The organism is Streptomyces sp. WP-1 (assembly GCF_030450125.1).
Classification (GTDB): Bacteria; Actinomycetota; Actinomycetes; order Streptomycetales; family Streptomycetaceae; genus Streptomyces; species Streptomyces incarnatus.
In genome coordinates this window covers 204771-223527 of sequence record NZ_CP123923.1, presented here as the reverse complement: position 1 = coordinate 223527, position 18757 = coordinate 204771, and the positions used below count along the sequence as shown (strand labels likewise).

Here is an 18757-nt window from a genome sequence, read left to right as displayed (position 1 = left end):
AGGCGGATGAGCAGCAACGAAGACAGGCTTCTCGAATATCTCAAGCGCGTCACCGCAGACCTTCGCCAGGTCCGGGAGCGTCTGCGCGAGGTCGAGGAGAAGAACCAGGAACCCATCGCGATCGTCGGCATGGCCTGCCGCTACCCGGGCGGGGTGCGTTCGCCCGAGGACCTGTGGCGGCTGGTGGCCTCCGGTGGTGACGCGGTCGGCGAGTTCCCCGGGGACCGTGGCTGGGACGTCGACGGTATATACGACCCGGACCCGCAGGCGGCCGGGAAGACGTACGCGCGCCACGGTGGATTCCTGTACGACGCGGGGGAGTTCGACCCCGGGTTCTTCGGGATCTCTCCGCGTGAGGCGGTGGCGATGGATCCGCAGCAGCGGCTGCTGCTGGAGACGACGTGGGAGACGTTCGAGCGGGCCGGTATCGACGCGGAGTCGGTGCGTGGCAGCCGTACCGGGGTCTTCGTCGGCTCCGGTTACCAGGACTACGTCAACCTCCTCGTCGGAGTGGGCGGCGAGTCCGACGGCCACCTCGGGACCGGCAACTCCGCCAGCGTGATGTCCGGCCGCATCTCCTACACCTTCGGCCTGGAGGGCCCGGCGGTCACCGTCGACACGGCGTGCTCGTCGTCGCTGGTCGCCCTGCACTGGGCGATCCAGGCACTGCGGGGCGGCGAGTGCTCCATGGCGCTGGCCGGCGGTGTGCAGGTCATGACCACCCCCACTCCGTTCGTGGAGTTCAGCCGTCAGCGCGGACTGTCCCCCGACGGCCGCTGCAAGGCGTTCGGCGCCGGGGCGGACGGCACCGGGTGGGCCGAGGGCGTCGGGATGCTGCTGGTGGAGCGGCTGTCCGACGCCCGCCGCAACGGGCACCAGGTGCTGGCCGTCGTCCGGGGGAGCGCGGTCAACCAGGACGGCGCCTCCAACGGCCTGACCGCGCCCAACGGCCCCGCGCAGCAGCGTGTCATCCGCCAGGCCCTGGCGTCGGCCGGACTGTCTCCCGCCCAGATCGACGCCGTGGAGGCGCACGGTACGGGGACCACGCTCGGCGACCCGATCGAGGCGCAGGCGCTCCTCGCCACCTACGGCCGCGAGCGCCCGGAGGACCGGCCGCTGTGGCTGGGCTCGCTGAAGTCCAACATCGGCCACGCGCAGGCCGCCGCGGGTGTCGGCGGCATCATCAAGATGGTCATGGCGATGCGCCACGGTGTCCTGCCCCGGACCCTGCACGTGGACGAGCCGACACCGCACGTGGACTGGTCGGCCGGTGACGTCCGGCTGCTGACCGAATCCGTCGACTGGCCCCGGACCGATCACCCGCGCCGGGCCGCCGTGTCCTCCTTCGGCGTCAGCGGCACCAACGCCCACACCATCATCGAACAGGCACCGGCCGAGGACGCGGAGCCCACCGCCGAACCCTCCGCCGACGGCCCCCTGGCATGGGTGCTCTCGGCCAAGAGCGACGCGGCTCTGCGGGACCAGGCCGCCCGGCTGCTTCCCCTCGTACGCGAGGAGGCCCGGCCCCACGACATCGGGCTCTCGCTGGCCACCACCCGCACGGCCATGCGCCACCGGGCCGCCGTCGTGGGGGAGAACCACGCCGAACTCCTCCTCGCACTGGCGGATTTGGCGTCCGGGACCCCTTCGTCCCGGGTCCTGCTGGGCCGCCCGGCCGGCGGCAGAACCGGCTTCCTCTTCTCCGGCCAGGGTTCCCAACGCCTGGGTATGGGACGCGAGTTGTACGAGGCGTTCCCCGTGTTCGCCGTCGCCTACGACGAGGTGTGCGCACGCCTTGACGCGCCGTTGGACGTCGACTCCGAGTCCCTGCACCGGACCGGGTGCACACAGCCCGCGCTCTTCGCGGTCGAGGTGGCGCTGTTCCGGCTCCTCGAATCCCTGGGAGTGCGGCCCGACTTCGTGATGGGGCACTCCGTGGGCGAGATCGCCGCCGCGCACGTGGCCGGCGCGCTCTCCCTGGACGACGCGGCGAAACTGGTCTCCGCCCGCGCCGCACTGATGCAGGCCCTGCCCACGGGCGGCGCGATGGTCGCCGTACAGGCCACCGAAGAGGAAGTCCTGCCCCACCTCACCGACGCCGTGAGCATCGCCGCCGTCAACGGCCCCTCCTCGGTGGTCGTCTCCGGTGACGAGCAGGCGGCCCTGGCGATCGCCGCCGCCTTCGCCGAACAGGGCCGCAAGACGTCCCGCCTCAAGGTCAGCCACGCCTTCCACTCGCCGCTGATGGAGCCGATGCTGGAGGAGTTCGCCCGCGTCGTCCGCGGCCTGACCTTCGAGCAGCCCCGACTCCCCGTCGTCTCCAACCTCACGGGCCAACCCGTGGAGACCTACACCGCGGAGTACTGGGTACGACACGTCCGTGAGGCGGTGCGCTTCGCCGACGGTGTCCGGACACTCCACGACCTGGGTGTCACCACGTTCGTGGAGGTCGGTCCGGGCGGTGTCCTGAGCGGTATGGCGCAGGGCTGTCTGGACGAGGCTGTCACCGTGCCGGTGCTGCGCGGCGAGCGTTCCGAGCGGCGGGCGCTCGTGACCGCGCTGGCCCAACTGCACACGTACGGCGTGGCGGTGGACTGGAGTGTGTTCTTCGCGGGTGCGCGGAAGATTGATCTGCCGACGTACGCGTTCCAGCACGAGCGGTACTGGGTCGAAGTACCGGAGGCCGTGGCCGATGCGGCGGTGGACCCGGTGGACGCCGAGTTCTGGGACACGGTGGAACGCGAGGATCTGCGAGCCCTCGCCGACACCCTGGACATCGACGCGGGCGACACCTTCGGGGATGTACTGCCGAGGCTGTCGTCATGGCGGCGGCAGCGCAAGGAACAGTCCGCCGCGGACAGTCGGTGCTATCGCGAGTCCTGGCAGCGCCTGAGCGAACCCGCCCCGGCCGGAACCGGCGGCACCTGGCTGCTGGCCGTCCCCGAGGAGGAGGACGAGCGGGCCGAGGCGATCCGTGCCGCGCTCGCCGCCCGTGGGGCCACGCTGAGGACGCTGGTCGTCGGCTCGGCGGACGACCGGGCCGCGCTGGCCGGGGAACTGGCCGGGACCGGGCCGGTCGACGGCGTGCTCTCCCTGCTCCTCACCGGCGACCCGGTGCTCCCCACCCTGCGGCTCCTCCAAGCCCTGGGCGACGCGGGCCTCGACGCCCCGCTGTGGTGCCTCACCTCGGGCGCGGTGGCCGCGACCGGTTCCGACGCCGTACGCGACCCCCGGCACGCCCGGGTCTGGGGGCTCGGCCGCACCGCCGCCCTCGAACTGTCCCGGCGCTGGGGCGGCCTGATCGACCTGCCGGAGACCCTCGACGACCGGACCGCCGCCCGCCTGGCCGACGTGCTGGGGCAGGCGCTCACGGGCCGGTCGGCGGAGGACCAGCTCGCGGTCCGCGCTTCCGGCGTCTTCGCCCGGCGGCTCGTCCACGCACCGGCACGCCCCGCCACCCGCCACTGGCAGCCGCGCGGCACCGTCCTCGTCACCGGCGGGACCGGCGCCCTCGGCGGTCACGTCGCCCGCTGGCTGGCCCGAGGCGGCGCCGAACACCTCGTCCTGACCAGCCGCCGGGGCGCCGACGCGCCGGGCGCCGCCGCACTGCGGGACGAACTGGTGGAACTCGGCGCCCGCGTCACGCTCGCCGCCTGCGACATCGCCGACCGGGACGCCGTCGCGGCCCTGCTCGCCGAGCACACCTTCACCGCCGTCGTACACGCCGCCGGGGTCGCCGACCCCGGCATGCTGGACGCCACCACCCCGGACGCCTTCGCCGCCGCGCTCGCCGCCAAGGCCGACGGCGCGGCACACCTGGACGAACTGCTCGGCGACCAGGAACTGGACGCCTTCGTCCTGTTCTCCTCCATCTCCGGCGTCTGGGGCAGCGGCGGCCAGGCCGCCTACGCCGCCGGCAACGCCTCCCTCGACGCCCTCGCACAGCACCGGAGGGCCCGGGGCCGCACCGCGACCGCCGTGTCCTGGGGCCCGTGGGCCGACGGCGGCATGGTGGAGGACGGTGACGACGAGGAGCGGCTGCGCCGCCGCGGCCTGTGCGCGATGCCTCCCGCCTCGGCGATCGGCGCCCTCCAGCGCGCGCTCGACCGGGACGAGACCCTGGTGACCGTGGCCGACGTGGACTGGGCGCGCTTCATCGTGCCGTTCACCCTCGGCCGCCCCAGCCCGCTGCTCGGCGACCTCCCCGAGGTCCGCGCGGCACTCACCGAGGAGGCCCCCGAGGCGGCTTCCGGCACCGGCGCGCTCGCCCAGAGCCTCGCCGGGCTGTCACCGGAGGACCGGGCACGCGCCGTCGTGGACCTCGTGCGCACGCACGCCGCCGCCGTGCTCGGCCACCGCACGGCGGGCGCCGTCGAGGCGGACCGGCCCTTCCGGGACCTCGGCTTCGACTCCCTGACCGCGGTGGAACTGCGCAACCGGATCAACGAGGCCACCGGTCTCACCCTGCCCACCACCCTGGTCTTCGACCACCCCACGGCCGCCGACCTCGCCGACCGCCTGCTCGCCGAACTCACCGGCGAACAGGAGGACATGAGCACCACGGGGGCGGCCGCCGCCGTACTGGACGAGCCGATCGCCATCATCGGCATGGCCTGCCGCTACCCCGGCGGCGTCCGCTCGCCCGAGGACCTGTGGGAGCTGGTCGCCGACGGCCGCGACGCGATCACCGGCTTCCCCGGCAACCGAGGCTGGGACATCGAGGCCCTCTACCACCCGGACCCCGACCACTCCGGTACGACGTACACCACCCAGGGCGGATTCCTGCACGACGCGGACGAGTTCGACCCCGCGCTGTTCGGGATCAGCCCCCGCGAGGCCGTCGCCATGGACCCGCAGCAGCGCCTGCTGCTGGAGACCACCTGGGAGGTCTTCGAACGCGCCGGGATCGCCCCCGACACGATGCGCGCCACCGCCACGGGCGTCTTCGTCGGCTCCGGCTACCAGGACTACACCGGCCGCCCGCTCAAGGTCCCCGACGGCGTCGAGGGCTACCTGCCCAGCGGCAACGCGGCCAGCGTGATCTCCGGGCGGCTCTCCTACACCTTCGGCCTCCAGGGCCCCTCGGTCACCGTCGACACCGCCTGCTCGTCCTCGCTGACCGCCCTCCACCTCGCCGTACAGGCGTTGCGGGGCGGTGAGTGCGCCATGGCACTGGCCGGCGGTGTGATGGTGATGACCGGCCCGTCCGCGTTCACGATGTCGAGCCGGCAGCGCGCCCTGTCCGCCGACGGCCGCTGCAAGGCGTTCTCCGCGTCCGCCGACGGCACCGGCTTCGCCGAGGGCGTGGGCCTGGTCCTGGTGGAGCGGCTGTCCGACGCCCGCCGCAACGGACACCAGGTGCTGGCCGTCGTCCGCGGCAGCGCCGTCAACCAGGACGGCGCCTCCAACGGCCTGACCGCGCCCAGCGGCAGGGCCCAGCGGCAGGTCATCCGGCAGGCCCTGGCCAACGCCCGGCTCACCCCGGACGAGGTGGACGCCGTGGAGGGCCACGGCACCGGCACCCGGCTCGGCGACCCGATCGAGGCACAGGCGCTGCTGGCCACCTACGGCAAGGAGCGCGACGAGGACCGGCCGCTGTGGCTGGGCTCCCTGAAGTCCAACATCGGCCACACGCAGGCCGCCGCGGGCGTCGGCGGTGTCATCAAGATGGTGATGGCCATCCGCAACGGCGTCCTCCCGCGCACGCTGCACATCGACGCGCCGACCCCGGACGTCGACTGGTCCGGCGGACACGTACGCCTGCTCACCGAGCAGACCGCCTGGCCCGAGCGGGACAGGCCCCGGCGCGCGGCCGTCTCCTCCTTCGGGATGAGCGGCACCAACGTGCATACGATCATCGAACAGGCCCCCCGGCCCGCGCCCGCCGCGGCCGACGACCAGCCGCCCGTACCGCGCGCCGCGTCCGGGCCGCCTCGCGAGGAGCAGGCCGAGCCCGTCGGCGCCGTCCCGCCCGCCGAGGTCTACCCCTGGCCGCTGTCCGCCAAGACCGCCGGATCCCTGCGCGAGCAGGCCCGCCGGCTCCTCGCCCACCTCGACCGCGACGAAGGGCTCTCCCTGCCCGACGTCGGCCGCGCCCTCGTCACCACCCGGACCCGGCTGGAGCAGCGCGCCGTGATCGTCGGCCGCGACCGGCACGACATGCGCGCCGGACTCACCGCGCTCGCCGCCGGCACCCCCGCCGACCACGTGATCCAGGGCACCGCAGCGGCCGGCGGCAAGGTCGCCTTCGTCTTCCCCGGCCACGGCTCGCAGTGGACCGAGATGGCCCGCGAACTCCTCGACACCGCACCGGTGTTCGCCGCACAGGCCACCGCCTGCGCCGAGGCGTTCGCCCCCTACCTCGACTGGTCCCTGCTCGACGTGCTGCGCGCCGAACCGGGCGCGCCCGGCATGGCCGAGGTGGAGGTCGCCCAGCCCGCGCTGTTCACCGTGATGGTGTCGCTGGCCGCGCTGTGGCGGTCGTACGGCATCACCCCCGCAGCCGTCGTCGGCCACTCGCAGGGCGAGGTCGCCGCCGCGTACGTCGCGGGCGCGCTCACCCTGGACGACGCCGCCCGGATCGTCGCCCTGCGCAGCCGCACCCTGACCAAGCTCATCGGCAAGGGCGCGATGCTCGCCGTGGCCCTGCCCGCCGACCGGGTGCGCGCACGCCTGGAGAAGTACGGCGACCGGCTGTCGGTCGCCGCCGTGAACGGGCCCGCCGCCCTGACCGTCTCCGGAGCGCCCGACGCCGTCGACGACCTCCTTGCGGAACTCCAGGCCGAGGGCGTGCGCGTGCGCAAGGTCCGCGGTGCCACCGGCGCCGGGCACTCCGCCCAGGTCGAGAGCCTGCGCGAGGAGATGCTCGAACTGCTGGCCCCGGTCACCCCGGCCACCGCCGGCATCCCCTTCTACTCCACGCTGACCTGCGCCCCGCAGGACACCGCCGCCCTGGACGCCGACTACTGGTACCGCAACGCGCGCCACACGGTGGAGTTCGAAGGGACCGTACGCGCGCTGCTGGCCGACGGGCACGGGGTGTTCGTCGAGTGCAGCCCGCACCCGCTGCTCGCCGACGCCGTGCAGGAGATCGCGGAGGACGCCGAGACGGAGGCCGTGACCGGCGGCTCGCTGCGCCGGGACCAGGGCGGCATGGACCGCTTCCTGCGCTCCGTGTCCGAACTGCACGTCAGCGGCGTGCCCGTGGACCTGGCGGTCCCCTTCGCCGGGCATCCGGTACGGCGCGTGGACCTGCCGACGTACGCGTTCCAGCGGCGCCGGTACTGGCTGGAGAGCGCCGACCCGGTCCCCGCGGGCGTCGACCCGGTCGAGGCCGGGTTCTGGGAACTGGTGGAGAACGCGGACCTCACCGCACTCGCCGACCGGCTCGGGGCGGAGGACGCCGCCCTCGTCGGCCCGGCGCTGCCGGTGCTGTCCGCGTGGCGCCGCACGAACCGCGAGAAGTCCACGGTGGACGGCTGGCGTTACCGCGTCTCCTTCCGGCGGCTGACCGACGACCCGGCACCCGGCCTGGACGGCCTGTGGCTCGCCGTCCTCCCCGCCGGTCTGGCGGACGGACAGTGGCCGCCCTGCGTCGTCGGCGTGCTCGGCGCCCACGGCGCCAAGGTGCGCGTCGTGGAGATCCCCGTCGACGGCGACCGCGCGCGGACGGCGCGGCTGCTCGCCGAGGAACTCGGCGGCGAACAGCCCACCGGAGTCCTCTCCCTGCTCGGACTCGCCCCCGGCACCCACCCGGACCACCCGGCGCTGTCCGCGAGCCTCGCCGCCACCGTCACCCTGATCCAGGCGCTGGGCGACCTGGACGTCCAGGCACCCCTGTGGTGCGCGACCCGCGGCGCCGTGTCCACCGGGACCGCCGACCCGCTGCACGACGTCGGCCAGGCACAGCTGTGGGGCCTGGGCATCGTCGCCGCCCTCGAACTGCCCCGCCGCTGGGGCGGCCTGGTCGACCTGCCCGAGACCGTCGACCGGCACACGCTGCGCCGACTGGCCGCGGTGCTGGCCCAGCACGACGAGGACCAGCTCGCCGTACGCGCCGACGGCGTCTACGGCCGCCGCCTGGTCCGGGCCCGGCCCGCCGACACCGAGCCGGCCACACCGTGGCAGCCGCGCGGCACCGTCCTCGTCACCGGCGGAACCGGCGGTGTGGGCCGCCATCTCGCCCGCCATCTCGCCGGTGCGGGCGCCCAACACCTGGTGCTCACCAGCAGGCGCGGACCCGACGCCCCCGGCGCGCGCGAACTGCACGCCGAGCTGACCGCCCTGGGCGTCGACGTCACCATCGCCGCCTGCGACATCGCCGACCGAGACGCGCTCGCCCGGCTGCTCGACGGCATCGAGTCCCGGCACCCCCTCACCGCGGTCCTGCACGCGGCCGGTACGGCACGGTCGTCCCTGCTGGCCGACGCCGACCTCCAGGAGTTCGCGGACGCCGCGGCCGCCAAGGTCACCGGCGCCCGCCACCTGGACGACCTCCTCGACGGCCGTGAGCTGGACGCCTTCGTCCTCTTCGCCTCCGGCGCGGGCGTCTGGGGCAGCGGCGGGCAGGCCTCCTACGCCAGTGCCAACGCCTTCCTCGACGCCCTCGCCCTGCGGCGGCGGGCCCGCGGCCTGACCGCGACCTCGGTCGCCTGGGGCGGCTGGGCCGACGGCGGCATGGTCGACGACACGGTGCGGGAACGCGGTGAGCGGCGGGGCCTCGGCGTGATGCCCCCCGAACTCGCGATCTCCGCGCTCCGCCAGGCCGTCGACCACGACGAGGCCGCCCTCACCGTCGCCCCGATCGACTGGGAGAAGTTCCTGCCCGCCTTCACCGTGGGCCGGCCCAGCCCGCTGCTGGCCGAACTGCCCGACGTACAAAGGCTCCTGGCGGCGGAACGGGACGAGCAGGCCGCGGGCGAGGAGAGCGGTGCCGGAGCGGCCCTGGCCACCGAACTGGCCCGGCTCGACCCGGCCGAGCGGGAGGAGCGGCTGCTGGAGCACATCCGCTCCCAGAGCGCCGTGGTCCTCGGGCACGCGTCCGCCGAGGACGTCCTGCCCACCGCGCACTTCCTGGAACTCGGCTTCGACTCGCTCACCGCGATCGACCTGCGCCGCCGCCTGTCGGCCGCGACCGGTCTGCGGCTGCCCGCCGGACTGGCCTTCGACCACCCCACGCCCGCCAAACTGGCCCGGCACCTGCTGACCCTCCTTCAGGGAGCGGGCGGCGGCGCGGCGCAGGAGCGGCCCGCCGACATGCTGGTCCAGCTCTACCGGCACGCGAGCGAGACCGGCACGGCCGCCGAGGCCATGGGGATGCTGATGGAGGCGGCCCGCTTCCGGCCCTCCTTCGACAAGCCCGAGGACCTCACCCGGCTCCCGGCCCCCGTACGGCTGTCCCGGGGCGACGACCTCCCGTACGCGGTGATGTGCTTCTCGCCGTACGTCGTACCGGCCGGGGCGCACCAGTACGCGCGGTTCGCCGCGCCCTTCCGCGACCGGCTGGACATGTGGGCGCTGGTCAACCCCGGCTACGAGAAGGACGAGCCGGTTCCCGCCGACCCGGACGCGGTGCTCCGGCTGCACGCCCGGACCGTACGCGAGTGCGCGGGCGGCAAGCCGGTCGTCCTGCTCGGCTACTCCTCGGGCGGCTGGATCGCCCACGGCGTCGCCGCACACCTGGAGGCGACGGGGGAGCGGCCCGCGGCCGTGGTGATGGTCGACAGCTTCAGCCGCGCCATCCCCTTCGACCACCAGGTGCTCAACGCCATGGCGCAGGCGCAGTCCGAGCGGCTGGACTTCATGAGGTCCGGCGGCGAGCAACTCACCGCGATGGGCCGCTACATGCGCCTGTTCGACGACTGGGCCGCGCCGGAGATCACCGCCCCGACCCTCCTGGTGCGGGCGGGCGAGCCCGTACCGGACGGCGGCGGGCGCGCGGCACCGCCCGAGCACGTGGACACGACCGTCGAGGTCACCGGAAACCACTACTCGATGCTGGAGGACCACGCCGGCACCACCGCCGCGGCCGTGGACTCCTGGCTGGCGGACGTCGTCACCGGCGCGATCCGCCCCGCCGCATCCGAGGACACCACCACCGCATGACCGCCCGCGGCCACCGCGGGCACCCCAGACACGGACCGAGCAGACGTGGGAGAACAACCATGACCAAGGCCCTTTACGAGATCGGCGAGACCCCGCCGCTCGGCGAGGTACCGGAGCGGATGTACGCCTCCGTGATCCGCCAGAACCGCTTCGGCGAACCCAAGCAGGCGTTCCGCACCGAGGTCGTCGACACCCCGGCGGTCGGCCGGGGACAGGTGCTCGTCTATGTGATGGCCGCCGGCATCAACTACAACAACGTGTGGTCCTCGCTGGGCAAGCCGGTCGACGTCATCGGGATGCGGCAGCGCCAGGGCGAGCCCGAGGACTTCCACATCGGCGGCTCCGAGGCATCCGGCGTGGTGTGGGCCGTCGGCGAGGGCGTCCGCCACGTCAAGGTCGGCGACCACGTGCTGCTCACCAGCGGCCAGTGGGACGAGGCCGCGAAGGACATCCGGCTCGGCACCGACCCGCTGGTCTCGGACAGCATCAAGGCCTGGGGCTACGAGACCAACTATGGCTCCTTCGCCCAGTTCTGCCGCGTCGACGAGTACCAGTGCCACCCCAAGCCCGCCCGGCTGACCTGGGAGGAGTCGGCGGCCTTCCTGCTCACCGGGCCCACCGCCTACCGGCAGCTGTTCGGCTGGCAGGGCAACACGGTCCGCCCCGGCGACCCCGTGCTGATCTGGGGCGGCGCGGGCGGCCTCGGCTCCATGGCCATCCAGCTCGTCCGGCTGGCCGGCGGCATCCCGATCGCCATGGTCTCCAGCGAGGACCGCTCGGAGTACTGCCGCCGCCTCGGCGCCGCGGGCACCATCAACCGCCGCGACTTCGACCACTGGGGGCGGCTGCCCGACGTCGGGGACGCGGAGGCCTCGGCACGGTTCCTGCGCGGGGCCCGCGGCATCGGCAAGAAGATCTGGGAGATCCTCGGCGAGCGCAGGTCACCGCGGATCGTCCTGGAGCACAGCGGCCAGGACACCCTGCCCACCTCGATGTACCTGTGCGACAACGCGGGCATGGTGGTGATCTGCGGCGGCACCTCCGGCTACAACGGGGACGTCGACCTGCGCCACCTGTGGATGCGCTCCAAGCGCCTCCAGGGCTCGCACTACGCCGACACCCGCGAGTGCCGCGAGGTCATCGAACTCGTCGGCAGCGGCATGCTCGACCCCTGCCTGGCCGCCTGCGAGACCTTCCAGGACATCGGGCGCATGCACCAGATGATGCACGACAACGTGCACCCCTCCGGGAACATGGCCGTCCTCGTGAACGCGCCCCGGCGCGGCGAGAGCACGCTCCAACTCCCCGCCGCCTGACCGCCCGTCGTACGGCCCACCCCCACACCCCAGCGCAAGGAGAGTCATGCCCGAGCCCACCGCCGCCGCACCCGCCGTACCCAAGGCCCGCAGCTGCCCGTTCCTGCCCCCGGACGGCATCGCCGAGGTCCGGGCGGCCGCCCCGGTGACCCGGGCCACCTTCACCAGCGGCCACGAGGCCTGGCTGGTGACCGGCTACGAGGAGGTGCGCACCCTGCTGCGGGACCCCTCCTTCAGCGTCCAGGTGCCGCACGCCCTGCACACCCAGGACGGCGTCGTCACCCAGAAGCCCGGCCGCGGCAGCCTGCTGTGGCAGGACGAGCCGGAACACACCGCCGACCGCAAGCTGCTCGCCAAGGAGTTCACCGTCCGCCGCATGCAGGCGCTGCGGCCGAACATCCAGCGCATCGTCGACGAACGCCTCGACGCCATCGCGGCCCAGGGCGGCACCGTCGACCTGGTGAAGGCCTTCGCCAACCCGGTGCCCGCCATGGTCATCTCCGACCTGTTCGGCGTCCCCGTCGAGCGCCGGCCAGAGTTCCAGGAGATCGCCGAGGCGATGATGCGCGTCGACCAGGACGCCGCCGCCACCGAGGCCGCCGGCATGCGCCTGGGCGGCCTGCTCTACCAGCTCGTCCAGGAACGCCGGGCCAGCCCCGGCGACGACCTGATCTCGGCGCTCACCACCACCGAGGACCCCGACGGCGTCCTCGACGACATGTTCCTCATGAACGCGGCCGGCACCCTGCTGATCGCCGCCCACGACACCACCGCCTGCATGATCGGCCTCGGCGCGGCACTCCTCCTGGACCGCCCCGACCAGCTGGCCCTGCTGCGCGAGGACCCGTCGCTGATCGGCAACGCGGTCGAGGAACTGCTGCGCTACCTCACCATCGGCCAGTTCGGCGGCGAGCGCGTCGCCACCCGGGACGTGGAGCTGGGCGGCGTACGCATCGCCGAGGGCGAGCAGGTCGTCGCGCACGTCCTCGCCGCCGACTTCGACCCCGCCTTCGTCGAGGACCCGGAGCGCTTCGACATCACCCGCCGCCCCGCACCGCACCTCGCCTTCGGGTTCGGCGCGCACCAGTGCATCGGCCAGCAACTCGCCCGGATCGAGCTGCAGATCGCCTTCGAGTCGCTGTTCCGCCGCTTCCCGACCCTGCGCCTGGCCAAGCCCGTCGAGGAACTCCGCTTCCGCGACGACATGGTCTTCTACGGCGTGCACGAGCTGCCCGTCACCTGGTGACGCCCCCGGCTCCCGGGGCAGTTCCCGCACCGCCGAACCATCGCCTCGCCGAACCACCGCACGCCGATCGCCCGAAAGGCACGACATGACCGAGACCGACATCCGCCACACCGGGTCAGAGGCCCCGGCCTTCCCCCAGGACCGGACCTGCCCGTACCAGCCGCCGCAGGCGTACACGGAATGGCGGGGCGAGAGCCCGCTGACACGGGTCACGCTGTTCGACGGCCGGCCGGCGTGGCTGATCACCGGGCACGCCGAGGGACGGGCGCTGCTCGCCGACCCCCGGCTGTCCTCCGACTGGGGCCACCCGGTCTTCCCCGTCGTCGTCCAGCGCACCGAGGACCGCGGGGGACTCGCCTTCCCGCTGATCGGCGTGGACGACCCGCTGCACGCCCGGCAGCGGCGCATGCTGATCCCGAGCTTCGGCGTCAAGCGCATGAACGCCATCCGGCCCAGCCTGCAGAGCCTGGTCGACCGGCTCCTGGACGACATGCTGGCCAAGGGACCGGTCGTGGACCTGGTGTCGGCCTTCGCCCTGCCGGTGCCCTCCATGGCGATCTGCGAACTCCTCGGCGTGCCCTACGGCGACCACGACTTCTTCGAGGAGTGCTCCCGCGACTTCGTGGGCGCCGCCACGTCCGGGGAGGCCGACGCGGCCTTCGCCAAGCTGCACCAGTACCTGCACGGCCTGGTCGCCAAGAAGCAGGCCGAGCCCGGTGACGGCCTCCTGGACGAGCTGATCGCCCGCCAGCTGGAGGAGGGCGAACTGGACCACAACGAGGTGGTCATGATCGCGCTCGTCCTGCTGGTGGCCGGCCACGAGACCACCGTCAACGCCATCGCCCTCGGCGCCCTCACCCTCATGCAGCACCCCGAGCAGATCGAGGTGCTGCTGAACGACCCCGCCGCGGTGCCGGGCGTGGTCGAGGAGCTGCTGCGCTTCACCTCCGTCTCCGACTACATGGTCCGGATGGCCAAGGAGGACATCGAGGTCGGCGGCACGACGGTCAAGGCCGGGGACGCCGTGCTGGTCTCCATCACGCTGATGAACCGCGACGCCAAGGCGTACGACGACCCCGACGTCTTCGACGCCCGCCGCAACGCACGGCACCATGTCGGCTTCGGCCACGGCATCCACCAGTGCCTGGGGCAGAACCTCGCCCGCGCCGAACTGGAGATCGCCCTCGGCACGCTCTTCACCCGCATCCCCGGCCTGCGGCTGGCCGTACCCCTGGACGAGGTGCCGCTCAAGGCCGGCCACGACGCCCAGGGTCCGATCGAACTGCCCGTCACCTGGTGACGTCGCGCACGACAGCAACCGAACGAAGGGGGGCGGGCCACGCCTTGCGCATCACCATCGACCGCGACCGGTGCATCGGCTCCGGCCAGTGCGTCATGACCGCACCCGGCGTCTTCACCCAGGACGACGAGGCACTGGTCGCCCTGGTCCCGGGACAGGAGGACGGCGCGGGGGACCCCCGCGTCCGTGACGTGCCCATGGCCTGTCCGGTCCAGGCGGTCGCGATCACCGAGGACTGAGCGGCGGCGGCGTGCGCGGCACTACGGGGCCGTCCGACCGTACGCGTCGAGCACGTCGTCGTCACCGAGGTCCAGCAGTTCCCGCAGCAGCGGGGTCGCCGGCAGCGCCGGATGGAGGTACACCCGCTCACGGCGCTGCTCCACGGCGGCCAGCAGCGCCCGGAAGGTGCCCCGCGCCTCCTCGGTCCGCCCGCCGTGCCGCTGCGCCTGACCCAGCAGACCCAGGTGCAGCGGATGGCGCAGGCACGTCCGGGACCGGCCCAGCTCGGCCAGCGAGGCGTGCATCAGGGCCAGACCGTCGTCCCGGTCCCCCGAGTGGGCCAGGCCCCACCCCTGGACGACGCCCAGCATCGCCTTCCAGTAGAGCAGTCCGTGCTCGCCCGCGACCCGCACGCCCTCCTCGCTCGACGCGAGCGCGGTCCGCGTGTCGCCCTCCCAGGCCGCCACCACCCCGTCCACGTACAGCGCGAACGAGCGGTCGGACGGCCTGCTGTCGAACTCCGTGAGGCACAGCAGCTCACGCCGCCGCTCCCCGGCGGTCTCCCGGTTCCCGAGGAGCCAGTGGGTGAAGGTGTCGTAGGAGCGGCAGGAGACCCGGGGGTCGTGCTGGAAGGTGCGCGCCAGCGCGTGCGCCTCGTCGGCCAGCCGGTCCGCCAGGCCGACGCCGCGCTCCAGTTCGGCGAGCGCCTGCGGCAGCATGCCGCGCACATGCAGCACGATGCCCTCGCCGTACGCCGCGCCGAGCGCCGCCACGGGTTCTCTGGTTTGGCGCGCGATGTCCCGCAGCAGTCCGGAGAGCTGCCGTGAGGCGTCGTAGCGGCCGGTGACCAGGCGCGACGCGCACAGCGCCCACAGCACCGACGCGTCCTCGGGGGCCTGCGTGGCCGCGCTGAGGGCACGCCCGCGGGTCAGCGCCGTCTCCGCCTCCTGGTGGCCGTAGCCGCGTGTGGTGGCGAGGATCTGGCCGAGCTGGATGTGCAGCCGCTGCTCCAGCCGTGCCGTCGCGGCCTCGTCCGGCGGCAGGTAGCCGATCAGGTGCACCGCGCGGCGCAGCCAGATCTCCGCCTGCTCGTACGCCATGGACCGCTCGGCGTGCTCCGTGGCGAGCAGCAGCCGGGGCAGCACCTCGGCGGCGGGCAGCGCGCTCTTGGCGTGCCAGCTGTGGTGGGCCACCCGCTCGATCTCCTCGTCGCCCATCTGCCCCCGGTGGCGGGCGTGCAGCGCCTCGGCGATCCGCGCGTGCAGCCGGTGGCGGTCGGCGCGCGGGAGTTCCTCGACGAGCGCCTCCTGGACCAGGGCGTGCGCGAAGTGCAGCCGCCCCGGATGGTGCGGGTCCTCCCCGAGCAGTCCGGCGCGGATGGCCGACTCCAGGCCGGCGATGACCGGTTCGTCGGGCGCGGCGGTCCGGTGCAGCAGATCCGTGTCCACCTCGGCACCGATGACGGCGCACAGCCGCAGCACCCGCAGCACCGGCTCGGGCAGCGCGGCGAACCGCTGGCGCAGTGCCTCGCGTACCCCGGTGGGTATGTGTGCCAGCAACACGTCGACCGCGTCCGGGCGTTGGAGATCGCGGGCGTTGCTCACGAGGGACAGCAGCTGCATCACGAAGTACGGGTTGCCCTCGCTGCGCCGGTGCAGCACCTCGACCACCTGCGGGTCGACGCCGGGTCCCGCGTGCGCCTCGACCAGCGCGCCGACGGCCCGCGGGGACAGCCCGTGCAGCCGCAGCGTGTCCGTCCTGGGCCCGCGCAGCACGTCGGAGACCACCCGGCGCAGCGTCGCGTCCGATTCGGCCTCGAACTCCCGGGCCGTGAGCACGATGCCGAGCGGACGGCCCTGGCAGCGGGTGCTCAGCAGCCTGAGCAGATCGAGGGAGGCGGTGTCCGCCCACTGGAGGTCTTCGAGGAGCAGGACGAGCGGGCGGCGCGCGGCGAGGGTGAGCAGCACCTCGCACACCGCGTCATGGGCGAGGAAGCGGGCCTGGCACCAGTCGGCGGCCGGTTCCGGACCGTCGGTCCGGAGCGTCGACCGCTCGGGCATCAGCGGGGCGAGGAGGGCGCCGTAGGGACCCGTCGCCTCGCGGAAGGCGTCCGGCCGGGTCTTGGACAGCCGCCGCAGGATCTGTGTCCACAGCCAGTAGGCGGGGACGCCCTCACCGGGGAAGCAGTGGCTCCAGACCACTTCCAGCCGGGAGCCCTCCTCCTGCGCGTCCATGTTCTCCAGCCGCGCGGCGAGTTCGAGCAGCAGCCGGGTCTTGCCGACGCCCGGGGGACCGAGGACACCGGCCACATGCCCGTGCCCCACGATCGCGCTGGCGGCGCCGGTCGTCAGCCGGTCCAGTTCCTGGCAGCGACCGGTGAACGGCGAGGGTACGGCCGCCCACTCCGACGTGAACTCCTCGAACCCGACCGTCTCTTGGGCCGCCGGCCCGTCCTCCGGCCGGTCCTCGGGCCGACGTCCCGCCCTGTCCCGGGGCTCGGCGGCATCCGTCCGGCCGCCCGGGGACACATCGGCCCGTGCCTCCGGGCGCCCGCCGGTCGCCGCGCCCTCCTCGTGTACGGCGGCTGCGCCCGACTCGCCGCTGTCGGCGTGCTCGGATCCGGATAACCCCGATAACCCCGCTAAGACCCTGCCATCCGATGACGCGGGACCGCCCGCCTCCTCCCGCACGCGCGGAACAGCGGACACCACGGCGGGCGCAACCCGCTCCAGAGACGAATTCCCGGACGGAGTGCTCGCCCCCGGCTCCTGGCGCAGAATCGCGTTGCGGACCTCGCGCAGCTCGGCCGCGGTGTCCACCCCGAACTCCTCCACGAGATGACTGCGCGTCCGCTCGTACACCTCAAGCGCCTCGGCCTGCCGGCCGAGCCGGGACAGGGCGGTCATGAGATGGCCGACCAGCCGTTCGCGCGTGGGATGGCGGCGCGCCTCCCCGTCCAGGTCCGCGGCGACCTCCGCGGCGGCGCCGAGCGCCAGCCGCGCCTCCGCGCAGGACTCCACGGCGGTGAGCCGGATCTGTTCGAGCCGGGCGCATTCGTCGCTGAGCGGCGGATGGCCGTCGAACTCCGCGTAGGGTGAGTCGCGCCACAGTCCGAGGGCCTCGGTGAACCGGGCGTGCGCGGTACGCGGATCGTGCTGCTCCAGCAGCCGCCGCCCGTCGGTGACCAGACGCTCGAAGCGGCAGGCGTCGACGTGTTCCGGATCGAGTTCCAGGACATAACCGGGCGACCGATGGCGGAGCACCGAAAGTTGGCCCGTTTGCGCCGTGTCCAGAGTGCGGCGCAGATGGGAGACATGACTCTGGAGGGTCGCGACGGCATGCCGGGGCGCTCCGTCACCCCACAGCTCCTCCACGAGCAGTTCCGTGGGCACCACCCGGCCGAGCCGGATGAGCAGCAGGGCCAGCAGGGTGCGCCGACGTGGTGGGCCGAGTGGGAGGTCGTATCCGTCCAGCCGCGCCGACATGGGCCCCAGAACGCTCAGGAAGGGCTCGGCCCGGTTGGCCATGGGCGACGCGGTCACGGTCGGAGGTGCGGACATGACGGTCCCCGATCTGTTACGGGTACGGCTGGCTGGCGGACGGCTTCGCGCACGGGCTGATCGCAGGGCGTCCGCTACCGATCATGACATAGTGAAAGCGCGTGCTGAGCTGGGGTTCCGTCGATTGGCAAGAAAGCAGAAGGTGTTGGGCAAGGATTTCGACAAGGGGTCCGGAAAACGACGGCAGCGAACGGCAAGGGTCCGTCAGCGACTCGACCAGGACCCCGCAAGGTCGGTGACGCAGGATGTGCGGGTCCGGAGATACTGCTGGTCCAGGGCCGATGACGCCCCTGCCGGCCCCCACGGCCGCTCACCAGCCTCCGAATTGATTTCGCGCTCAAGTCTCTGACAGGGAGCCCATTCTTGCTGAGTCCAGCACCTGCTGCTCCGGGCCTGTGCGTGGCAAGCCTCGATAAAACACTGGCCATCCAGCAGGCGAACCAGGAGTTCTTCAGGCAGTTCAACGCCTCGTCCGAGGACATATGCGGCCGCAATTTTCGCGACGTGGTCCACCCGAGCGTGCAGCAGCCGTTGGTGCGCCAATTCTCCAATTTGTTGGAAGGCAGACACCAGCGGTTCGTCACGCCCGTCATCGCCGTGGGACCAGGCGAGGAGGCCGCTTTCACCGTCCCCCTCACCGCGGTCGCCGTGCGCGGGGGAGTACCCGACACGACCGCGATCCTGGTCATGATGCCCACCGCCGGGGACGGCGAAGGGGCACGCGTGGTGACCAGGCGCAAGAAGATCCTCTCCGCGATGGACGCCCGGATCCTCGAAGGCATCGCCGCCGGGGTCTCCACCGTCCCCCTCGCCGCGAGCCTCTACCTCAGCCGGCAGGGCGTCGAGTACCACGTGACCTGCCTGCTGCGGAAGCTGAAGGTCCCCAACCGCGCCGCACTGGTCTCCCGCGCCTACTCCATGGGCGTGCTCAAGGTCGGCGCCTGGCCGCCCGAGGTCGTCGAGGACTTCGTGAAGTGAGCGTGGGACGCGCCCACTTCGCGAGGTGAGCGGG

General features: G+C 73.3%; 7 protein-coding genes. 6 read left to right on the top strand and 1 reads right to left on the bottom strand.

The window, feature by feature from the left end; all coding sequences use genetic code 11:
* The first annotated feature begins 6 nt into the window (after positions 1-6).
* The 5 genes from QHG49_RS00925 (at position 7) to QHG49_RS00905 (ending at position 14205) form a co-directional block, all read left to right on the top strand.
* Complete coding sequence (locus QHG49_RS00925) at positions 7-10104, top strand: type I polyketide synthase (protein WP_301486852.1); 10098 nt, start codon at positions 7-9, stop codon at positions 10102-10104.
* Positions 10105-10163: 59 nt separating this feature from the next.
* Positions 10164-11420, top strand: a complete 1257-nt coding sequence (ccrA, locus tag QHG49_RS00920; protein ID WP_145489298.1) for a crotonyl-CoA carboxylase/reductase — start codon at positions 10164-10166, stop codon at positions 11418-11420.
* 46 nt (positions 11421-11466) lie between these two features.
* Positions 11467-12666 carry a cytochrome P450 gene (locus QHG49_RS00915; protein ID WP_145489300.1) on the top strand — a complete coding sequence of 400 codons (1200 nt, stop codon included), beginning with the start codon at positions 11467-11469 and terminating at the stop codon, positions 12664-12666.
* Positions 12667-12751: 85 nt separating this feature from the next.
* Positions 12752-13966 (top strand): cytochrome P450, encoded by a 1215-nt coding sequence (locus tag QHG49_RS00910; protein WP_301486848.1) that lies wholly within the window; start codon positions 12752-12754, stop codon positions 13964-13966.
* Positions 13967-14010: 44 nt separating this feature from the next.
* Positions 14011-14205, top strand: coding sequence for a ferredoxin (locus QHG49_RS00905; protein ID WP_145489303.1), 195 nt, complete (start codon positions 14011-14013; stop codon positions 14203-14205).
* A 21-nt stretch (positions 14206-14226) separates the two neighbouring features.
* On the opposite strand, the gene QHG49_RS00900 is transcribed toward QHG49_RS00905, so the two are convergent.
* Positions 14227-17745, bottom strand: coding sequence for an AfsR/SARP family transcriptional regulator (locus QHG49_RS00900; protein WP_301486845.1), 3519 nt, complete (start codon positions 17743-17745; stop codon positions 14227-14229).
* 399 nt (positions 17746-18144) lie between these two features.
* Between QHG49_RS00900 and QHG49_RS00895 the strand changes: the two genes are divergently transcribed.
* Positions 18145-18723 carry a LuxR C-terminal-related transcriptional regulator gene (locus QHG49_RS00895; protein ID WP_145489444.1) on the top strand — a complete coding sequence of 193 codons (579 nt, stop codon included), beginning with the start codon at positions 18145-18147 and terminating at the stop codon, positions 18721-18723.
* Positions 18724-18757 lie beyond the last annotated feature (34 nt).